11 protein-coding genes are annotated in these 15,046 nt (G+C 70.7%); 8 read left to right on the top strand and 3 right to left on the bottom strand.

Features of this window, described 5'->3' with window-relative positions; genetic code table 11:
• Positions 1–2 precede the first annotated feature (2 nt).
• The 3 genes from ACFC1I_RS16060 to ACFC1I_RS16070 are packed head-to-tail and all read left to right on the top strand — an operon-like array spanning position 3 to position 3,362.
• Positions 3–920 (top strand): nucleoside hydrolase, encoded by a 918-nt coding sequence (locus tag ACFC1I_RS16060; protein ID WP_376011475.1) that lies wholly within the window; start codon positions 3–5, stop codon positions 918–920.
• A complete protein-coding gene (locus ACFC1I_RS16065; protein WP_376011478.1) occupies positions 917–1,903 on the top strand; it encodes an NAD-dependent epimerase/dehydratase family protein in 987 nt (328 codons plus the stop codon). Before ACFC1I_RS16060 ends, ACFC1I_RS16065 begins: the two co-directional genes overlap by 4 nt.
• Positions 1,896–3,362, top strand: a complete 1,467-nt coding sequence (locus tag ACFC1I_RS16070) for a family 43 glycosylhydrolase (RefSeq protein ID WP_376011481.1) — start codon at positions 1,896–1,898, stop codon at positions 3,360–3,362. The genes ACFC1I_RS16065 and ACFC1I_RS16070 overlap by 8 nt, the downstream gene beginning before the upstream one ends.
• A 1-nt stretch (position 3,363) precedes the next feature.
• Here the strand turns inward: ACFC1I_RS16070 and ACFC1I_RS16075 are convergent, their stop codons facing one another.
• The 3 genes from ACFC1I_RS16075 to ACFC1I_RS16085 form a co-directional block, all read right to left on the bottom strand.
• Positions 3,364–5,532, bottom strand: coding sequence for a glycoside hydrolase family 3 N-terminal domain-containing protein (locus ACFC1I_RS16075; protein WP_376011484.1), 2,169 nt, complete (start codon positions 5,530–5,532; stop codon positions 3,364–3,366).
• A gap of 123 nt (positions 5,533–5,655) precedes the next feature.
• Positions 5,656–6,954 carry an extracellular solute-binding protein gene (locus ACFC1I_RS16080; protein WP_376011486.1) on the bottom strand — a complete coding sequence of 433 codons (1,299 nt, stop codon included), beginning with the start codon at positions 6,952–6,954 and terminating at the stop codon, positions 5,656–5,658.
• Positions 6,955–7,103: 149 nt separating this feature from the next.
• Positions 7,104–10,310 (bottom strand): glycosyl hydrolase, encoded by a 3,207-nt coding sequence (locus ACFC1I_RS16085; RefSeq protein ID WP_376011489.1) that lies wholly within the window; start codon positions 10,308–10,310, stop codon positions 7,104–7,106.
• Positions 10,311–10,464: 154 nt separating this feature from the next.
• Between ACFC1I_RS16085 and ACFC1I_RS16090 the strand changes: the two genes are divergently transcribed.
• Genes ACFC1I_RS16090 through ACFC1I_RS16110 form a run of 5 tightly spaced genes read left to right on the top strand, consistent with a single transcriptional unit; the run spans position 10,465 to position 15,004 of the window.
• Complete coding sequence (locus ACFC1I_RS16090; RefSeq protein ID WP_376011491.1) at positions 10,465–11,427, top strand: carbohydrate ABC transporter permease; 963 nt, start codon at positions 10,465–10,467, stop codon at positions 11,425–11,427.
• A gap of 1 nt (position 11,428) precedes the next feature.
• Positions 11,429–12,265: a carbohydrate ABC transporter permease gene (locus ACFC1I_RS16095; RefSeq protein ID WP_376011494.1), complete on the top strand. Its 837-nt coding sequence runs from the start codon at positions 11,429–11,431 to the stop codon at positions 12,263–12,265.
• Positions 12,266–12,279: 14 nt separating this feature from the next.
• Complete coding sequence (locus tag ACFC1I_RS16100; protein ID WP_376011497.1) at positions 12,280–12,654, top strand: nuclear transport factor 2 family protein; 375 nt, start codon at positions 12,280–12,282, stop codon at positions 12,652–12,654.
• Positions 12,655–12,692: 38 nt separating this feature from the next.
• Positions 12,693–13,487 (top strand): TIM barrel protein, encoded by a 795-nt coding sequence (locus ACFC1I_RS16105; RefSeq protein WP_376011500.1) that lies wholly within the window; start codon positions 12,693–12,695, stop codon positions 13,485–13,487.
• Positions 13,484–15,004, top strand: a complete 1,521-nt coding sequence (locus ACFC1I_RS16110) for a GMC oxidoreductase (protein ID WP_376011503.1) — start codon at positions 13,484–13,486, stop codon at positions 15,002–15,004. The genes ACFC1I_RS16105 and ACFC1I_RS16110 overlap by 4 nt, the downstream gene beginning before the upstream one ends.
• Positions 15,005–15,046: the final 42 nt, after the last annotated feature.

Below are 15,046 nucleotides of genomic sequence, written 5' to 3' on the forward strand. Positions count from 1 at the left end.
CGATGAGTCACACCGAGTCTTCGCGGCGCGAGTACCGGCGGATCCCCGTGACAGCGCGGGCGCGCGTGATCGTCGACAACGACTTCGCGGGCGACCCCGACGGGTTGCTCGCACTCGCCCACCACTTCCTCTCGGAGGCTGCGCCGGTCGTCGGCGTGACCTGCACCTCGATCGCGATGGAAGGAATGCCGTACCCCGACGGGAGCCCCGCCCGCGACGCCGCGCGGGAGCTGATGCGTCGCCTGGGCATCGCCGATCCGCCCCCTGCCTCGGACGACGTGCAGGTGCCGTTCGCCGAGCTCACCGCGCCCACCGACGGCGCCCGCGTCATCCTCGAGGAATCGCTACGGGCCGACCCGCTGCCGCTCGTGATCGCTGCCGGCGGCCCACTCACCCATATCGCCTCGGCTCTGCGCGCCGACCCTTCCCTCGCGGACCGGGCGGAGCTCGTCTGGATCGGCGGCGGCGCGCATCCGGACGGCGCGTGGGAGTACAACCTCATGCTCGATGTCGCGGCTGCCCAGTTCGTCTTCAACGAGTCGGGCATCCGCATCTCGCAGGTGCCGCAGCACGTCTACCGCCAGTGCCTGATGTCGATCGCGGAGCTGGAGCGCGAACTGCAGGCCGCCGGCGAGTTCGGCGCCTGGCTCTACAGCTGTTTCGACAACCCGCCCGACTTCGCGAAGATCGGGGCGATCTGGCCGATGGGCGACAGCCCGCCGGTGCTGATCAGCACGGGTGCGACGGAGTCGAGCTCGTTCCGCGTCGTGGACGCTCCGTGGATCGCTGACGACGGCACGTACCGGCCGCATCCCGCACCCCGGCCGCTGACCCTGTTCGACACCATCGACACCCGGCTGCTGTTCGCGGACTTCTTCGCCCGCCTCGCTCTGCGTTTCGCCGCGGAGGCGCGGTCATGAAGGTCGTGGTGGTCGGTGGAACCGGCAACATCAGCACGAGCATCGTGCGGCGGCTTCTCGACGAGGGGCATGACGTGACGTGCGTCAATCGTGGCGCAACCGCGGTGCCCCCGGAAGGCGTCGAGACGATCGTCGTCGACCGCCACGACGAGGAGCGGTTCGAGTCCGCGGTCCAGGCGGGCCGGTTCGACGCAGCGATCGACGTGATCGCGTTCACGCCGGCCGACGTGCGGTCGAGCATCCGCGCGTTCCGCGACGTCGGGCACGTCGTCCACACCTCGACGGTGACGGTGCTCGGCGAGCGTTTCGACTGGCTGCCGGTGACCGAAGACCACCCCGCGAGGCCGTCCGTGCCGTACGCCGCGGCGAAGGCCGACGCCGAGCGCGTCCTGCTCGAGGCCCACTACGGTTCGGGGTTCCCCGTGACGATCATGCGCCCCTCGACGACGTACGGCCCACGCCGCGCGTTGCGTCAGATCGGGATCGACAGCACCTGGGTGTCACGGATGCGCGCCGGCAAGCCGATCATCAAAGTCGGCGACGGGCGTGCGACGCACCACCTCCTCCACGTCGACGACGCCGCGCTCGCGTTCGTCGGGGCGCTGGGCAAGGAGCACTGCGTCGGTCAGACGTACCACCTCGTGCACCCGCAGCACACGACGTGGGAGGAGTTCCACGCGGCCGCGATGCGCGTCGTGGGACGCGAGGTCGAGCAGGTCGGCGTGCCCGCGCAGGTGCTCGAGACGGTCGACCGGCAGCGTTTCCTCTTCGCGACGAGCGTGTTCGCCCACAACATGCTCTTCAGCGCCGAGAAGTTGCAGCGTGACATCCCCGAGTTCGTCCCATCGGTGACGGTCGAGCAGGGCCTCGCCGCGACCGTCGAGTACATCGACGCCCACGGCCTGGGCGACGAGACGGACGACCTCGAAGACAGGATCATCGCGGCGCAGCGCGATGTGGCGAGGAGCGCGACCCATGGCTGAGCGGCCCACCTTCATCAACCCCGTCCTCGGCGGAGACCGCCCCGACCCCGCCGTCATCAAGGTGGGCGACGAGTACTGGATGACGTACTCGTCGTTCGAGTCGGCGCCGGGGCTCCTGCTCTATCGGTCGCCCGACCTCGTGAACTGGACCTACGCGGGCTCGGCGCTCGCCGAGCCGCTCGGCAGCACGTTCGCGGTCGACATCGCGGAGGTGGACGGACGCTTCTTCATCTACATCCCGTTCATCCCCGCGCCCTGGTCGGAACTCGACGCGCCCGCGATCTTCGTCATCCACGCCGACTCGATGGAAGGCCCGTGGTCGGACCCGATCGACCTGGGCATCCGGTGGGCGATCGACCCGGGCCATGTCGTCGGCGAGGACGGCAAGCGGTACCTCTTCGTCAACGGCATCCGCCGCATCGCCCTGACGGACGACGGCCTTGCGACCGTCGGTGAGCTGGAGCAGGTCTACGACGGCTGGCGCTACCCGGACGAGTGGATCACCGAGGCGTACGCGCTCGAAGGTCCGAAGCTCTTCCGCCGCGGCGAGTGGTTCTATCTCGTGAGCGCCGTCGGCGGTACCGGCGGTCCGCCGACGGGGCACATGGTCATCGTCGCGCGGTCCCGATCGGTCCACGGGCCGTGGCAGAACAGTCCGCACAACCCCGTCGCCCGCACCGAGGACGCCTCCGAGAAGTGGTGGTCGCGCGGACACGCGACGATCCTCTCCACCGGCGAAGGCAGCTGGTGGATGGTTTCGCACGGGTACGAGAACGGCTATCGCACGCTCGGTCGCCAGATCCTGCTCGAGCCCATCGCGTGGACCGAGGACGGCTGGCCGGCCGCCGCTCTGGATGACATCGGAGGCGAGCTGGATGCCCCGGCCGAGGCATCCGTCCCCTCCCCGTCCCGCGGGTTCGACGACGACTTCGCCCATCTGCGTCTCGGTGAGCGGTGGACCTTCCATGCCCCCTCGCCAGGGGAGGCCGCGCGTCTCACGCTCGACGACGGTCTGGTGCTCGCGGGCAAGGGAACGGGGCCGGGCGACACGTCGCCGCTCGCGCTCGTCGTCGGCGACCACTCGTACGAGGTCGAGGTCGACGTCGAGATCGACGGGGCCGAAGGCGGGCTGCTGCTGTTCTTCAACGACCGGCTGTTCTGCGGCATGGGGATCGACGAGGAACGGATGCGGAGCTACTCGGGCGGGCACGTCACGCACTGGCGCGAGCCGGCGCCCGAGGCGCGTCGTCTGCAGCTGCGGATCCGCAACGACGAGCACATCGTCACGGGCTGGTACCGCGAGCCCGGCGGGGACTGGGTGCGTCACGCGATCCGCTACGAGACATCGGGGTACCACGCCAACACCATGGGCGACCTGCTGAGCCTGCGCCCGGCGCTCTACGCGGCCGGCGCGGGGACGGTGCGGTTCCGCGACGTCCGGTACCGGCCCCTCCGCTGACTCAGACGACCCGCAGCTCGACGGCCTGGGTCGAGGCGAGTGTGGCGCCGATGTGCAGGCGGAAGAGGCCGGGCTCCACGATGAACGCCGCGGGCGCAGCATCCACAGCCCAGAAGCCCAGCTGATCGCGGCCGATCTCGAACTCGAACACCGTGGTGCGGCCGGGCTCGATGGTCCTTCGCTCGAACGCGACGAGCCGCCGGACCGGCGGAGCGACGCTGGCCACGACGTCCTCGACGTAGACCTGCAGGATCTCGTCGCCGGCGCGCGCCGACGCGTTGGCGACCTCGACCGACAGCGACAGCGTCGCGCCGGCGTCGAGCTCGGCGCCGATGATCGAGGCCGCGGACAGTGTGGCCGGCGCGTGCGTGAACGTCGCGTAGCCCGAGCCGTGGCCGAAGGGGAACTGCGGGCCGAGCTCGAGATCGAGGTACTTCGAGGTGTACTTGTCCTGCACGTTCGCGGGGCCGTGCAGACCGATGTCGGCGGTCTCGGTGGTGAGCGATCCGCCGCTCGTCGCGGGGCGACCGGTGCTCTCGTGCGCGTAGTGGATCGGGATCTGCCCGACCGACCGCGGCCAGGACATCGGCAGGCGCCCGGCGGGATCGGCGTCACCCAGCAGCACGTCGACGATCGCGGCCGCTGCCTCGGTGCCGCCGTGCCAGGCGACGACGACAGTCCCCGCGAGGTCGATCCAGTCCGAGACGACCAGCGGGCGTCCCGTCTCGAGGACGACGGCGAACGGAACGCCGGTGGCGGCGATCTCGCGGATCAGCTGCTCCTGGTGGCCAGGCAGGCGCAGGTCGCTGCGGGAGGCGGCCTCGCCCGACAGCGCGCCGGGCTCTCCGACGAGCACCACGACGACATCGCTGGCCCGCGCGGCCGCGACGGCGTCGGCGATGCCGGATGCGTCCTCGCCGAGGAAGTCGACGCCGAGGACGACCCGCAGATCGACGTCAGGGCGACGGCCCGCGAACTCGTCCGCGATGGAGCCGGCGTGGGCGCCGAAGGACTGCGTCCAGGCGCCGAGGTGATCGGTCGAGTCGGCGTAGGGGCCCGTCAGCAGCACGCGCGCGGGCGCCGAGAGCGGCAGGGCGCCGTCGTTCTTGAGCAGCACCGACGACCGCGCGGCGGCGCGCCGCACGAGCGCTCGCCCCGCGCCGGTCGGGGCGATGAGCTCGTCCGGCTCGCTCGCGTACGGAGAGTCGAAGAGACCGAGCGACTCCTTGAGCGCGAGCACGCGGGCGACGGCGTCGTCGAGGCGCGCGGGGTCGATCGCTGAGAGCAGCGCGTCGGCCACGTCCGAAGGCGCACCGCCCATCTCGACGTCGAGCCCCGCGCGGAACGCCCGGGACGCGGCATCCGTCAGGTCCTCGGCGATGCCGTGCGGAATCAGATTGCGCACGCCCTCGGCATCGCCGACGACGACGCCGGGGAACCCCCACTCGTCCTTGAGCACCCCGGTCATCAGCCGCCGGTTGGCGTGCATCGGCACGCCGGCGACGGTGTTGAACGACGCCATCACCGAGGCTGCGCCTTCGTCGACGACCGCGCGGAACGGCTCGAGATACGTGTTGCGCAGCCGGTGCTCCGACACGTCGACCGTGTTGTAGTCGCGGCCGCCCTCGGGCTGACCGTAGGCGACGAAGTGCTTCGCCGTCGCGGCGATCGCGTGTGAGGCGGCGAGGTCGTCGCCCTGGTAGCCGCGCACCATCGCGCGGCCCATGACAGCGGTGAGGTGGACGTCCTCGCCGAACCCCTCGACCACGCGGCCCCAGCGCGGATCGCGTGACACGTCCACCATGGGGGAGAAGGTCCACGTGACACCGCCCGAGCGCGCTTCGGCGGCCGCGAGCGCGGCGAGCTCCTCGACGAGCGAAGGGTCGAAGCTCCCGGCCTGCGCAAGCGGGACGGGCGCGATCGTGCGCTGGCCGTGGATGACGTCGAGTCCCACGAGCACGGGGATGCCGAGGCGCGTCTCCTCGACCGCGACCCGCTGCAGCGCGTTGGTCGCCGCCGCCGAGCGGGGCCAGAAGATCGAGCCGAGGCCCTCCCGGATGAGCTCCGCGGCGTCGTCGTGCCGCGGACGGAACACGATCTGCAGCTGGCCGAGCTTCTCGGCCGGGGTCATCTCGGCGAGCAGCCGCTGCACGCGGGCGGATCGGTTCACGTCGTGCTCCTTCGGAGGTCGCGGCACGCGGGGTCGCGTACGGCTGAGATTCGGTCGGGGATCATGACGATGCCGCCCGGGGCGCGGGCCCCGGGCGGCATCGTTCACTGCGGATTCAGCAGGTCAGTTGCCCCACGCAGCGTCCATGTCGGCGAGCACCTGGTCGACCGTCTTCTGGCCGGTCAGGAGGCCCTGCACTCCGACGCCGAGCGCGTCGTAGACGGCGGGGTTCGGCCAGCTGGCGTTCGGCAGGCCCGTGTAGGCGCCCGACTCGAGCAGGTCACCGATCGGCGCGTAGCTCGGGAGCAGGTCGTCGGCGGTCACACCGGTGATCGGCACGTAGCCGGCCAGGTCGGCGTAGGTCTTGGCCTGCTCCGGCTGGGCAGCCCAGTCGAGGAACTCCTGCGCGGAGGTCTTCACGGCGTCGTCAGCCTTCGCGTTGATCGCCCAGGCGTAGTTCGCCGAGGCGAGCGTGAAGGGCTCCTGCCCCTCGGCCGGCGGGAAGGCCTGGACCGTGATGTCGAGGCCGGTGGCGCCGCCGATCGAGGCCGCGGCCGAACCGGGCGTCGCTGCGGTCAGAGCGGTGCCGCCGCCGATGCCGGCGGTGATGTTGTCGAACGTTCCTCCCGCGGCGCCGTCCTGGAAGCAGCCGGTGTCATTGAGCTCGACGATGTCGTTGAGCGTCTCCTGCCACCCGTCGCTGTCGGCGAAGGTCACGTCGCCGGCGGCCCGCTGCTCGTTCCAGTCCGGGGTGCCCTCGTAGACCCGGGTGGCCGAGATGAGCTGGGCGAACAGGCCGGTGTTGAACGGCACGCCGCCGGCGAGCACCGTGAAGGTCTTGCCGCCGTCGCGGGCCGTCTGGCAGGCCGCGAGGAGATCGTCGTAGGTCGCCGGGTACTCGTCGATGCCGACCTCTTCGCCACCGGCGGAGTTGTAGATGAGGCCGACCGGGGCGAGCGCGGTGGGCTGGCCGTAGACCTTGTCGTCGACGGTGTACTGCGCTTCGCTCCCCGCGGGGATGATGCCCGCGCTGGTGTCGTCCAGCGGCTCGAGGAAGCCCGCCTCGGCGAGCGTGACCACCGAGATCGGCTGGCCCGTCCCGGGCGCGAGGATCATGACGTCGGCGGCGTTGCCGGCTTGGAGCTGCGTGGTGACCTGCGTGTTGTAGGCGTCCGACGGGTACGGGATCACCTCGACCGGAACACCGGTCTCCTTGGTGTACATGTCGGTGAGCTGCTCGTAGTAGTTGTCGGCGTCGTTCGCCTCGGCGACCATGAGCGTGAACCCCTTGTCGGCGGAGTCGCCGGAGTCTCCGCCGCTGTCGCCGCCGCCGCCGGAACAGCCGGCGAGGATGAGGACCCCGGCGAGGGGAGCCGCGAGAAGCGACCACCGGAGAGGCCGGGAGGCTGTGTGCTGTGGCATTTCGACCCTTTCGTGACTTCGTTGTCGCCAGCTCGGGTTGCTGGCTCGGCCTCGGGGCCGCACATCAAGCGTCGCACGATATGTAGGTTTCCGACATTAGCGATGCTTATGTGCGGCAATTGCCTCGGTGATCCCCGATTTCACCCAGATCAGGGGATCATCTCGACGAGCAGGACCACGGGCCCTGCAAGGCCTGCGGCCAGCGGTGCGGCGTCCGTCTCGAACACTTCGGTCATCGGGGCGAAGATCTCGCCGGTCGGGACGGATGCCTCGGCGATGAGTCGATTGCGCCACGGATTCGCGATCTCGACCTGGAGTGTGTTGTCGTCGGCCCGCACCGCCGCGGTCACGTCGACGTGGAACGGCGCTGTCCACGCGATCCCGCACTCGACGCCGTTGAGGACCACTCGGGCGATGTCGCCGACGCGGCCGAGCTCGAGGGTGATCCGCCCGTCGTCCGGTTGCCGGGTCAGCGTGAACCGCGTGCGATAGACCGCCGTCCCCGAGAACGCCTGTGCCTCGTCGTCGAGGTCCGTCCACAGCCGTGGTCCGTCGGGCAGCGCGACCGGCGGACGGCCGGGAAGCTCCAGCGTCCACGCGCCCTCGATCGTGCGACGGTCGACGGTCCCCCTGGCCGCCGTCGGGCCGGGACCCCCCGGCACGACGAACACCGAGCCGAACGGCGCCAGCGCGATCTCGAACGACCGGCGGTCACCGCCCGCGCCGACGTCGACCAGTGGCGCGGTGCGAAGTGCGACCGGGTCCCACGCGCTGAGTGCCGCCACCTCGGCGGGCACGATGATCCGTGCGGTCACGTTCTCCGCGCTCGGATTGGCGAGGAACGTGACGCGCTGCCCGTCCACGACCCGCGCGATGGTGCGGAGCCGCGCGCCGACGACCTCGAGCTGCGGCGAGATGCCGAGCGCGCTCAGGGCCGCGCCGAGATCCGTCGTGGAGATGACGCGGCCGCGGGCGCGCGGGTGGACCCAGATCTCGTCGCACAGCCGCGTGAACTCGTCATCGTCGTCGGCGAGGGACGGTGACTGCTCGGGCCGCACGCCCACAACGGTCGCTCCCGCATCGAGCAGAGAGGCGATCCGGCGCAGCGTCTCGTTCGTCAGGCGCCGACTCGAGCCGCCGAGGTGGAGCACCCGGTAGCGCGCGCCGCGCGCGACGAGCTCCCCGTCCTCCACCCGCAGCAGCGCCAGCGCGTCCGCGCCGACGTAGTCGAAGTCGAAGCCGTCCGGCACGGTCGTGTCGAAGCCGGCGTCGTAGAGGCCCGTCACCGGCGCTTCCTCGCCGACGAAGACGGCGATGTCGACCGCCGGCTCGCCGGACGAGAGCACGGCCGAGCACCGCGCGAGGTAGTCGATCCACGGGCGCGCCATCTGCGCCCAGGTCTCGTTCCGTGTGAACGCCTGCCCGAGGAACGGTGCGAGTGCGATGCCGGGCGGCGGCGCGGCGACCGGCTGGTGCGGCGACGTGTGGATGCAGAAGCGTGTCACGCCGAGCGCGAGCTGCAGGTCGGCGACGTGCTTGAGGCTCCGCGGCGACGAGGCCCACGGGCGGTCGAAGCTCGTGAACGCCTCGGCGCCCGTCCACCGCCTGCCGTGCACATGCGCGACGGATGCTGCGCCCTTGAGGTCCGCGACATACGTCGGCCGCGGACCGGCTTCGGGATCGAACGTCCACATGGCGCCCATCGGCACGTCGGCGTGCGCCCGCATCGCCAGGTCGTCGCCGAGCTGCGGCCGCCCGTCCTCGAGCGCCTCCGCGTAGTACGTCATGCCGCGGCGGTGCGCCTCGGCGGAGAGGGTTCCGTAGTACTCGGTCGCGAGCAATTCCGAAAGCGTTCGCCTGTAGTCGTAGAGGAATCGATCGGATGCCTCGGCTCCGCCCACGAGATACCCCGCGAGCGTCGGCAGCCAGGGCGTCGGGTCGTAGCCGCGCAGCTCGCGGAAGCGCTCGAGGATCCCGTCGGTCCAGTTCTGCGCCCCGGCCTCGATGCTGTCGCTGAGCAGGGCGTCGTACCGGCCGGGGGTGAACCGCTCGAGATGCCGCTCGAGGTACGCCGCGACGCGGCGGCCGTCGAGCTTGTCGACCTCCAGTCCGGTGGCGTCGGGCAGCGCCGGTCCGTTGGTCTGGCCGGTGAGGGATGCCCCGATCCGCAGCACGCGCCAGCGCCCGGGCGGAGCGTCCCACGTGAGGCGGTCGCCGTCGACATGGGCGGTGAGGTCGTGGATCTCGGACGGAGCCGGCGACGCAGCATCCGGTGCGGGAGTCGTGTCGATCGCGTAGTAGTCGGGAGCGACGCCGAAGCCGGCCTTCACCTCGGCCTGGTGCACACGCGCGCCGGAGCGCAGCGCGAACTCGGAGACGAGGAAGGCGTCGCTGCGGCGCAGCACCGGCGGGAGTCGCACACCGTCGGCGACGGGCGGGAGAGCCTCGGCGGCGCTCGCGCCCGACAGCACGAGCCGGAAGCGGCCGCCTGTGACCGGGGCGAACGTCGCAGATCTCGCCGGCACCGTCGTGGCGGGCAGCGTGACGACATCGCGGTAGGCGTCGCCGTCGTCGCTCACCTGCAGCACCGCCTCGGGCGGTGGCGCGGCGCCGAACCCGTGCGGCCCGGGAAAGCCGAGCGTGACCGAGCAGGCCGTCACGGGCTCGTCGAAGTCGAGCTCGAGCCAGGCCGACGACCACGCGTCGGGATCCCGGGGGAGCGAGACGGCGCCGTCGAACGAGCCGTCGACGAGCCGGTCGATGTCGTCGACGGGGGCGGAGCCGTGCACCCGGTCCGGCCGGAGCGCCTCCTGCGCCGGCACGGCCGGCAGGGCGACCACTCGCCAGTCCACCGCCCACGGCTCGCGGGAGTCCGCGCCGGGGCGCGGCGAGTCCTGGAACGTGCCGGCGACCGCCGCAAGCGGCGGGAGCTCGACAGTGCGGCGCTCACCGCCGTCGATGACGCACTCCGACCACACCAGCTTCTTCATGGCGTCGCCGGGGCCCACCCACGGACCGCCCGAGGCGCTCCAGCCCGATGACGTCGCCACCGCGAGCTCGAGGCCGAGGGCGGACGCCGTGCGCGACGTCGTCTGGATCGCGTCGTGCCAGGCGTCCGTTCCCAGCCGCACCGGTTCGGGCACGACGAGGGGAACCCCCATGCCGCCGTCGAAGAGCTGTACCCCGCGCACGCCGACATCGTGCAGCCAGGTCAGATCCCGCACGATCCCGGCGGGATCGATGTTGCCGTCCATCCAGTGCCACCAGGCGCGCGGGCGCGCCTCGTCCGGCGGGTCGACGAAGTCCTGCCACAGGAAGGAGAGGCCCTCGGGCGCGCTCGACGATGACTCGGCCACGTTCCTCATCCTGCGCGAGGAACCGGCTGCGGCGGGGTGCTGAACCACTTATATCCGGTATTGCCAGAACTAATGTGTGCTTCCGACACAAGTGTGTGATAGTGGCTGTGACGCCGCCGGTGAAGGGGCGCATGACGACGAGGTCAGAGAGTAGATGACAGTGACGATCGAGCGAGACGCGACGCGCACCCTCACGGTGCCACCCGAAGCCCGACGCACGCCGCGCCCCCGCGGCGGCCGCCGCCCGCTGATCAGCTACGGGCACTGGTGGTGGGCTCTTCCGGCCATCATCCTCGTCATCGCGGTGCACTATGTCGCCACCCTGACGGGAGGCTTCTTCGCCTTCACGAACTGGACCGGCCTCGGGGACTGGGAGTTCATCGGCCTCGACAACTTCGTGCGGATCTTCAACGACCCGCTCATGGTCGGCGCCGTGATCAACACGCTCTTCCTGGCGTTCGGCTCCGTCATCCTGACGAACATCCTCGGGCTCGGCTTCGCCCTGGCCATCAACCGCACGCTGAAGACCCGCTACATCCTGCGGACGCTGCTCTTCATGCCCGTCGTGCTGAGCCCTCTCGCCGTCGCGTACGTCTGGAAGTTCATCTTCCAGTTCAACGGCCCGCTCAACGGCTTCCTCGCCGCGATCGGCCTCGAGGAGATGCAGAAGGTCTGGCTCGCGGACCCCACCTGGTCGATCTGGGCGATCCTGCTCACGGTCGTCTGGCAGCAGACCGGCTTCGTCATGGTGATCTACCTGGCCGGCCTCGCCTCGGTGCCGGTCGAACTCGAAGAGGCGGCCGCGCTCGACGGCGCCGGCGTCTTCAAGCGGTTCTGGCACGTGACGGTCCCCGGCATCCGTCCCTCCATCGCGATCGCGACGACGCTCGGCATCATCCAGGGCCTGCGGATCTTCGACCAGATCCTCGCGCTCACGGCCGGCGGTCCGGCCGGCGCCACCGAGACCCTGGCTACCCAGGTGTACAAGCAGGCGTTCTCGCTCGGCCAGTTCGGCTTCGGCTCGGCGCTCGCGCTCGTGCTGACCGTCATCATCCTCGTCTTCGCGATCCTCCAGCAGTACGCGACGCGCGACCGCGACGCCGCTCGAAAGGCCTGACATGTTCCGCTACACCAAGCTCACCGCGGTGCGGGAAGTCCTCATCTGGATCATCACGATCATCGGGCTGCTGCCCTTCTACTTCCTGATCGCCACCGCGTTCAAGACCGACCAGGAGGCGCTGACGACGAGCGCCATGGCGCCGCCGCAGTCGCTCGACTTCAACGCGTTCATCGAGGTCCTGACCACCGGCGGACGCAACAGCATCCCCATGGCGATCCTCAACAGCGCGATCATCACGGCGGGCGCCATCTTCGGGCTGGTGCTGTTCGGCTCGGTCGCCGCCTACGTCATCACCCGTCGCACCCGCGCCTGGACAAACCTGACGTTCTACCTGGTGCTCATCGCGATCATCCTGCCGGCTCAGCTGGGCACCGTGCCGCTCTACATCGGGGCGCGCACCGTCGGCCTCACGGGCAACGCGATCGGCATGATCCTGCTGTGGATCGGCATCCTGCTGCCGTTGTCGGTGTTCCTCTACGCCAGCTTCTTCCGCGGCCTCACGACCGAGTACGAGGAGGCGGCCGTCATCGACGGAGCCTCGCCGACGCAGGCGTTCTTCCGGGTGGTGCTGCCGCTCATGGCACCGGCGACCGGCACGGTCGCGATCCTCGCGGGTCTCATCGTCTGGAACGACTTCTTCAACTCGCTGATCTTCCTGGGCGGCTCGACGACCCAGACGCTGCCCGTCGCGATGTACACGTACGTCGGCGGTCTCGTATCGGCGTGGAACAAGATCTTCGCCGTCGTGATCATCTCGATGATCCCGATCCTGCTCTTCTACATGTTCGCCCAGAAGAAGTTCATCCAGGGCTTCGCCGGCGGCCTGAAGGGCTGAGAGGCCGATCCGCCGTGGGCGCCGACAACCGCGCGGCGTTCGAGACGTTCGTCGACCTCTTCTACACGCAGAAGCGTGTGGCGGATGCGTTCGCCTTCCTCGTCTCGGACGACTACATCCAGCACAACCCCACCATCGGCGACGGCCCCGCGCCGGCGATTGAGATGCTCACCCCGAAGTTCGACGGATCGCCCGAGGCGACGTTCGACATCCAGCGCATCCTCGTGGACGGCGACCTCGCCATGGTGCACGTGAAAGCCTCCCGACCCGGCGCTGCGGACGCCGCGGTCGCGGACATCTACCGATTCGAGGACGGCCGGATCGTCGAGCACTGGGACGTGCTGCAGCAGGTCCCCGTGCACGCCGTCCACGACCACCCGATGTTCTGACTCCTCGACGCGCTCGGGGACCGAGAGAAGGCTCACCCATGTATCAGCTTGCACCCAACATCGAACTCCTCTTCACGGAGGCCGGCGACTACCACGACCGCGTGCGCGCGGCCGCCGCGGCGGGGTTCGACGCCGTCGAGATGTGGGGCCCCACCGGGGTGGACGCTCCGGCGACGCCCAAGGATCTGCCGGCGCTCAAGGCCGCGCTCGAAGAGACCGGCACGCAGCTGACCGCCCAGCTCGCGGAGCCGCGCACGCAGTTCATGATCCCGCCGTGGGACCACTCGGAGTTCTTCCGCAAGCTCGACGAGGGCGTCGCGATCGCCACCGACCTCGGCTGCCCCCGCATCGTCGTCGGCAGCGGCACGGGCTTCGGCGGCTGGAAGCGTCAGGTGCAGCTCGACAAGCTCATCGAGATCTACCAGAGGGCCGTCGCGCAGATCGACGGCTCCGGCATCACGCTCGTGCTCGAGCCGGTCAACGTGCGCGTCGACCACCCCGGCTCGCTCCTGGACCGCACCGCCGAGGCGGTCTACGTCGCCCGCGGCGTCGCGTCGCCGCGGTTCGGCGTGCTGTACGACATCTACCACTCGGCCGTCGAGGGCGAGGACATGACCGTCGAGCTCGCCAACGCGGGCGACCTCGTGAAGTACGTCCAGCTCGCCGACGCCCCCGGCCGTGGCGAGCCGGGCACCGGCGACCTCGACTGGGCGGAGCGCTTCGGCATCCTCCGCGCCAACGGCTACGACGGGCCGGTCGGCCTCGAGTACTACCCGACCGTCGAGTCCGCAGCATCCGTCGCCCTCATCCGTGAGCTGGCGGTCACGGCATGAGCCGCTACCCCGCCTCGGTCGACGTCGCGATCGTCGGCAGCGGTCCCGCCGGTGCGACGTACGCGCGCATCCTGAGCGAGGAGGCGCCGGATGCGTCGATCGCGATGTTCGAGGTCGGGCCCACGGTCTCCGACCCGCCGGGTGCGCACGTGAAGAACATCGAGGACACGGGGCTCCGCGCCCGGGCGCAGGAGCGCTCGGAGGGCCCCGGGGCGGGCGCGGCGACGGTGAACTCGCCCGGCGCGGTGAAGTCGGGCGAGCGGCGCGCGCGCCCCGGCACCTACCTCCTCGCCGACGGCTACCAGGTCGACGGGGAGGACGGGCTTCCGGTCGCGGCGTTCTCGAGCAACGTCGGCGGCATGGCGGCCCACTGGACCGGCGCGTGCCCGCGGCCCGGCGGGAGCGAGCGCATCCCGTTCCTCGACGACCTCGACGAGCTGCTCGCCGACGGCGATCGGCTCCTGGGCGTGACGACGGATGCCTTCGACGCGGCGCCGTTCACCGCGCTCGTGCGCGACCGGCTCGCCGCCGTCGTCGACGACGGCCGCAACGAGGCCGCACGCGTGCAGCGCATGCCGCTCGCGGTGCACCGGCGCGACGACGGCCGGCTGGTGTGGTCGGGCTCGGACGTCGTGCTCGGCGACGCCACACGTGCGAACCCACGGTTCTCGCTGTTCGACGAGTCGCTCGTGACGCGCGTGCTCGTCGAGGACGGACGCGCGGCGGGCGTCGAGGTCCGGGACCTCCGCACCGGTGAGGTGCACGAGGTGCGCGCCCGCGCCGTCGTGGTCGCCGCCGATGCGCTGCGCACCCCGCAGGTGCTGTGGGCGTCGGGCGTGCGCCCCGCCGCGCTCGGCCGCATGCTCAACGACCAGACGCAGGTGGTCTACGCCTCGCGACTGCGCGACGTCGAGCCGCCCGCAGAGGACGGGATCGCAGCATCCGGAGCCCTCTCCGAGCAGAGCGGCGTCAGCTGGGTGCCGTTCACGGACGAGATGCCGTTCCACGGGCAGATCATGCAGCTCGACGCCTCGCCGGTGCCGCTCGCGGACGACGACCCTGTGATCCCCGGATCGATCGTCGGGCTCGGCCTGTTCTGCGCCAAGGATCTGCAGTGGGACGACCGCGTCGAGTTCTCGGACACCGAGCAGGACTCGTATGGGATGCCCGCGATGCGCCTGCACTACACGCTCACCGACCGTGATCATGCCGTGCTCGATCGCGCACGGGCGGAGATCGTCGAGCTCGCGAAGGCTGTCGGCGAGCCGATCGGCGACCGGCCGTTCACGATGCCGCTCGGCGCCTCGCTGCACTACCAGGGCACGACCCGCATGGGCGAGACCGACGACGGCCAGAGCGTCTGCGGCCCCGACAGCGAGGTATGGGGCGTGCCCGGGCTGTTCGTCGCAGGCAACGGCGTCATCCCGACCGCGACGGCGTGCAACCCCACGCTGACGTCGGTCGCGCTCGGGGTGCGCGGAGCGCGCCACATCGCTCGCACTCTTGCTTATGTCTAAATCCGACATTAGAGTGTAGAAACAAGAAGTAAGTGTCAAGGA

The sequence above is a fragment of the Microbacterium sp. NPDC056044 genome, from assembly GCF_042267145.1.
Lineage (GTDB): Bacteria > Actinomycetota > Actinomycetes > Actinomycetales > Microbacteriaceae > Microbacterium.

What these genes read in the sequence shown, in the direction of transcription:
- ACFC1I_RS16060 (WP_376011475.1), top strand. Translation starts at nt 3, where the DNA reads ATGAGTCACACCGAGTCTTCGCGGCGCGAGTACCGGCGGATCCCCGTG.
- ACFC1I_RS16065 (WP_376011478.1), top strand. Translation starts at nt 917, where the DNA reads ATGAAGGTCGTGGTGGTCGGTGGAACCGGCAACATCAGCACGAGCATC.
- ACFC1I_RS16070 (WP_376011481.1), top strand. Translation starts at nt 1,896, where the DNA reads ATGGCTGAGCGGCCCACCTTCATCAACCCCGTCCTCGGCGGAGACCGC.
- ACFC1I_RS16080 (WP_376011486.1), bottom strand. Translation starts at nt 6,954, where the DNA reads ATGCCACAGCACACAGCCTCCCGGCCTCTCCGGTGGTCGCTTCTCGCG.
- ACFC1I_RS16090 (WP_376011491.1), top strand. Translation starts at nt 10,465, where the DNA reads ATGACAGTGACGATCGAGCGAGACGCGACGCGCACCCTCACGGTGCCA.
- ACFC1I_RS16095 (WP_376011494.1), top strand. Translation starts at nt 11,429, where the DNA reads ATGTTCCGCTACACCAAGCTCACCGCGGTGCGGGAAGTCCTCATCTGG.
- ACFC1I_RS16105 (WP_376011500.1), top strand. Translation starts at nt 12,693, where the DNA reads ATGTATCAGCTTGCACCCAACATCGAACTCCTCTTCACGGAGGCCGGC.
- ACFC1I_RS16110 (WP_376011503.1), top strand. Translation starts at nt 13,484, where the DNA reads ATGAGCCGCTACCCCGCCTCGGTCGACGTCGCGATCGTCGGCAGCGGT.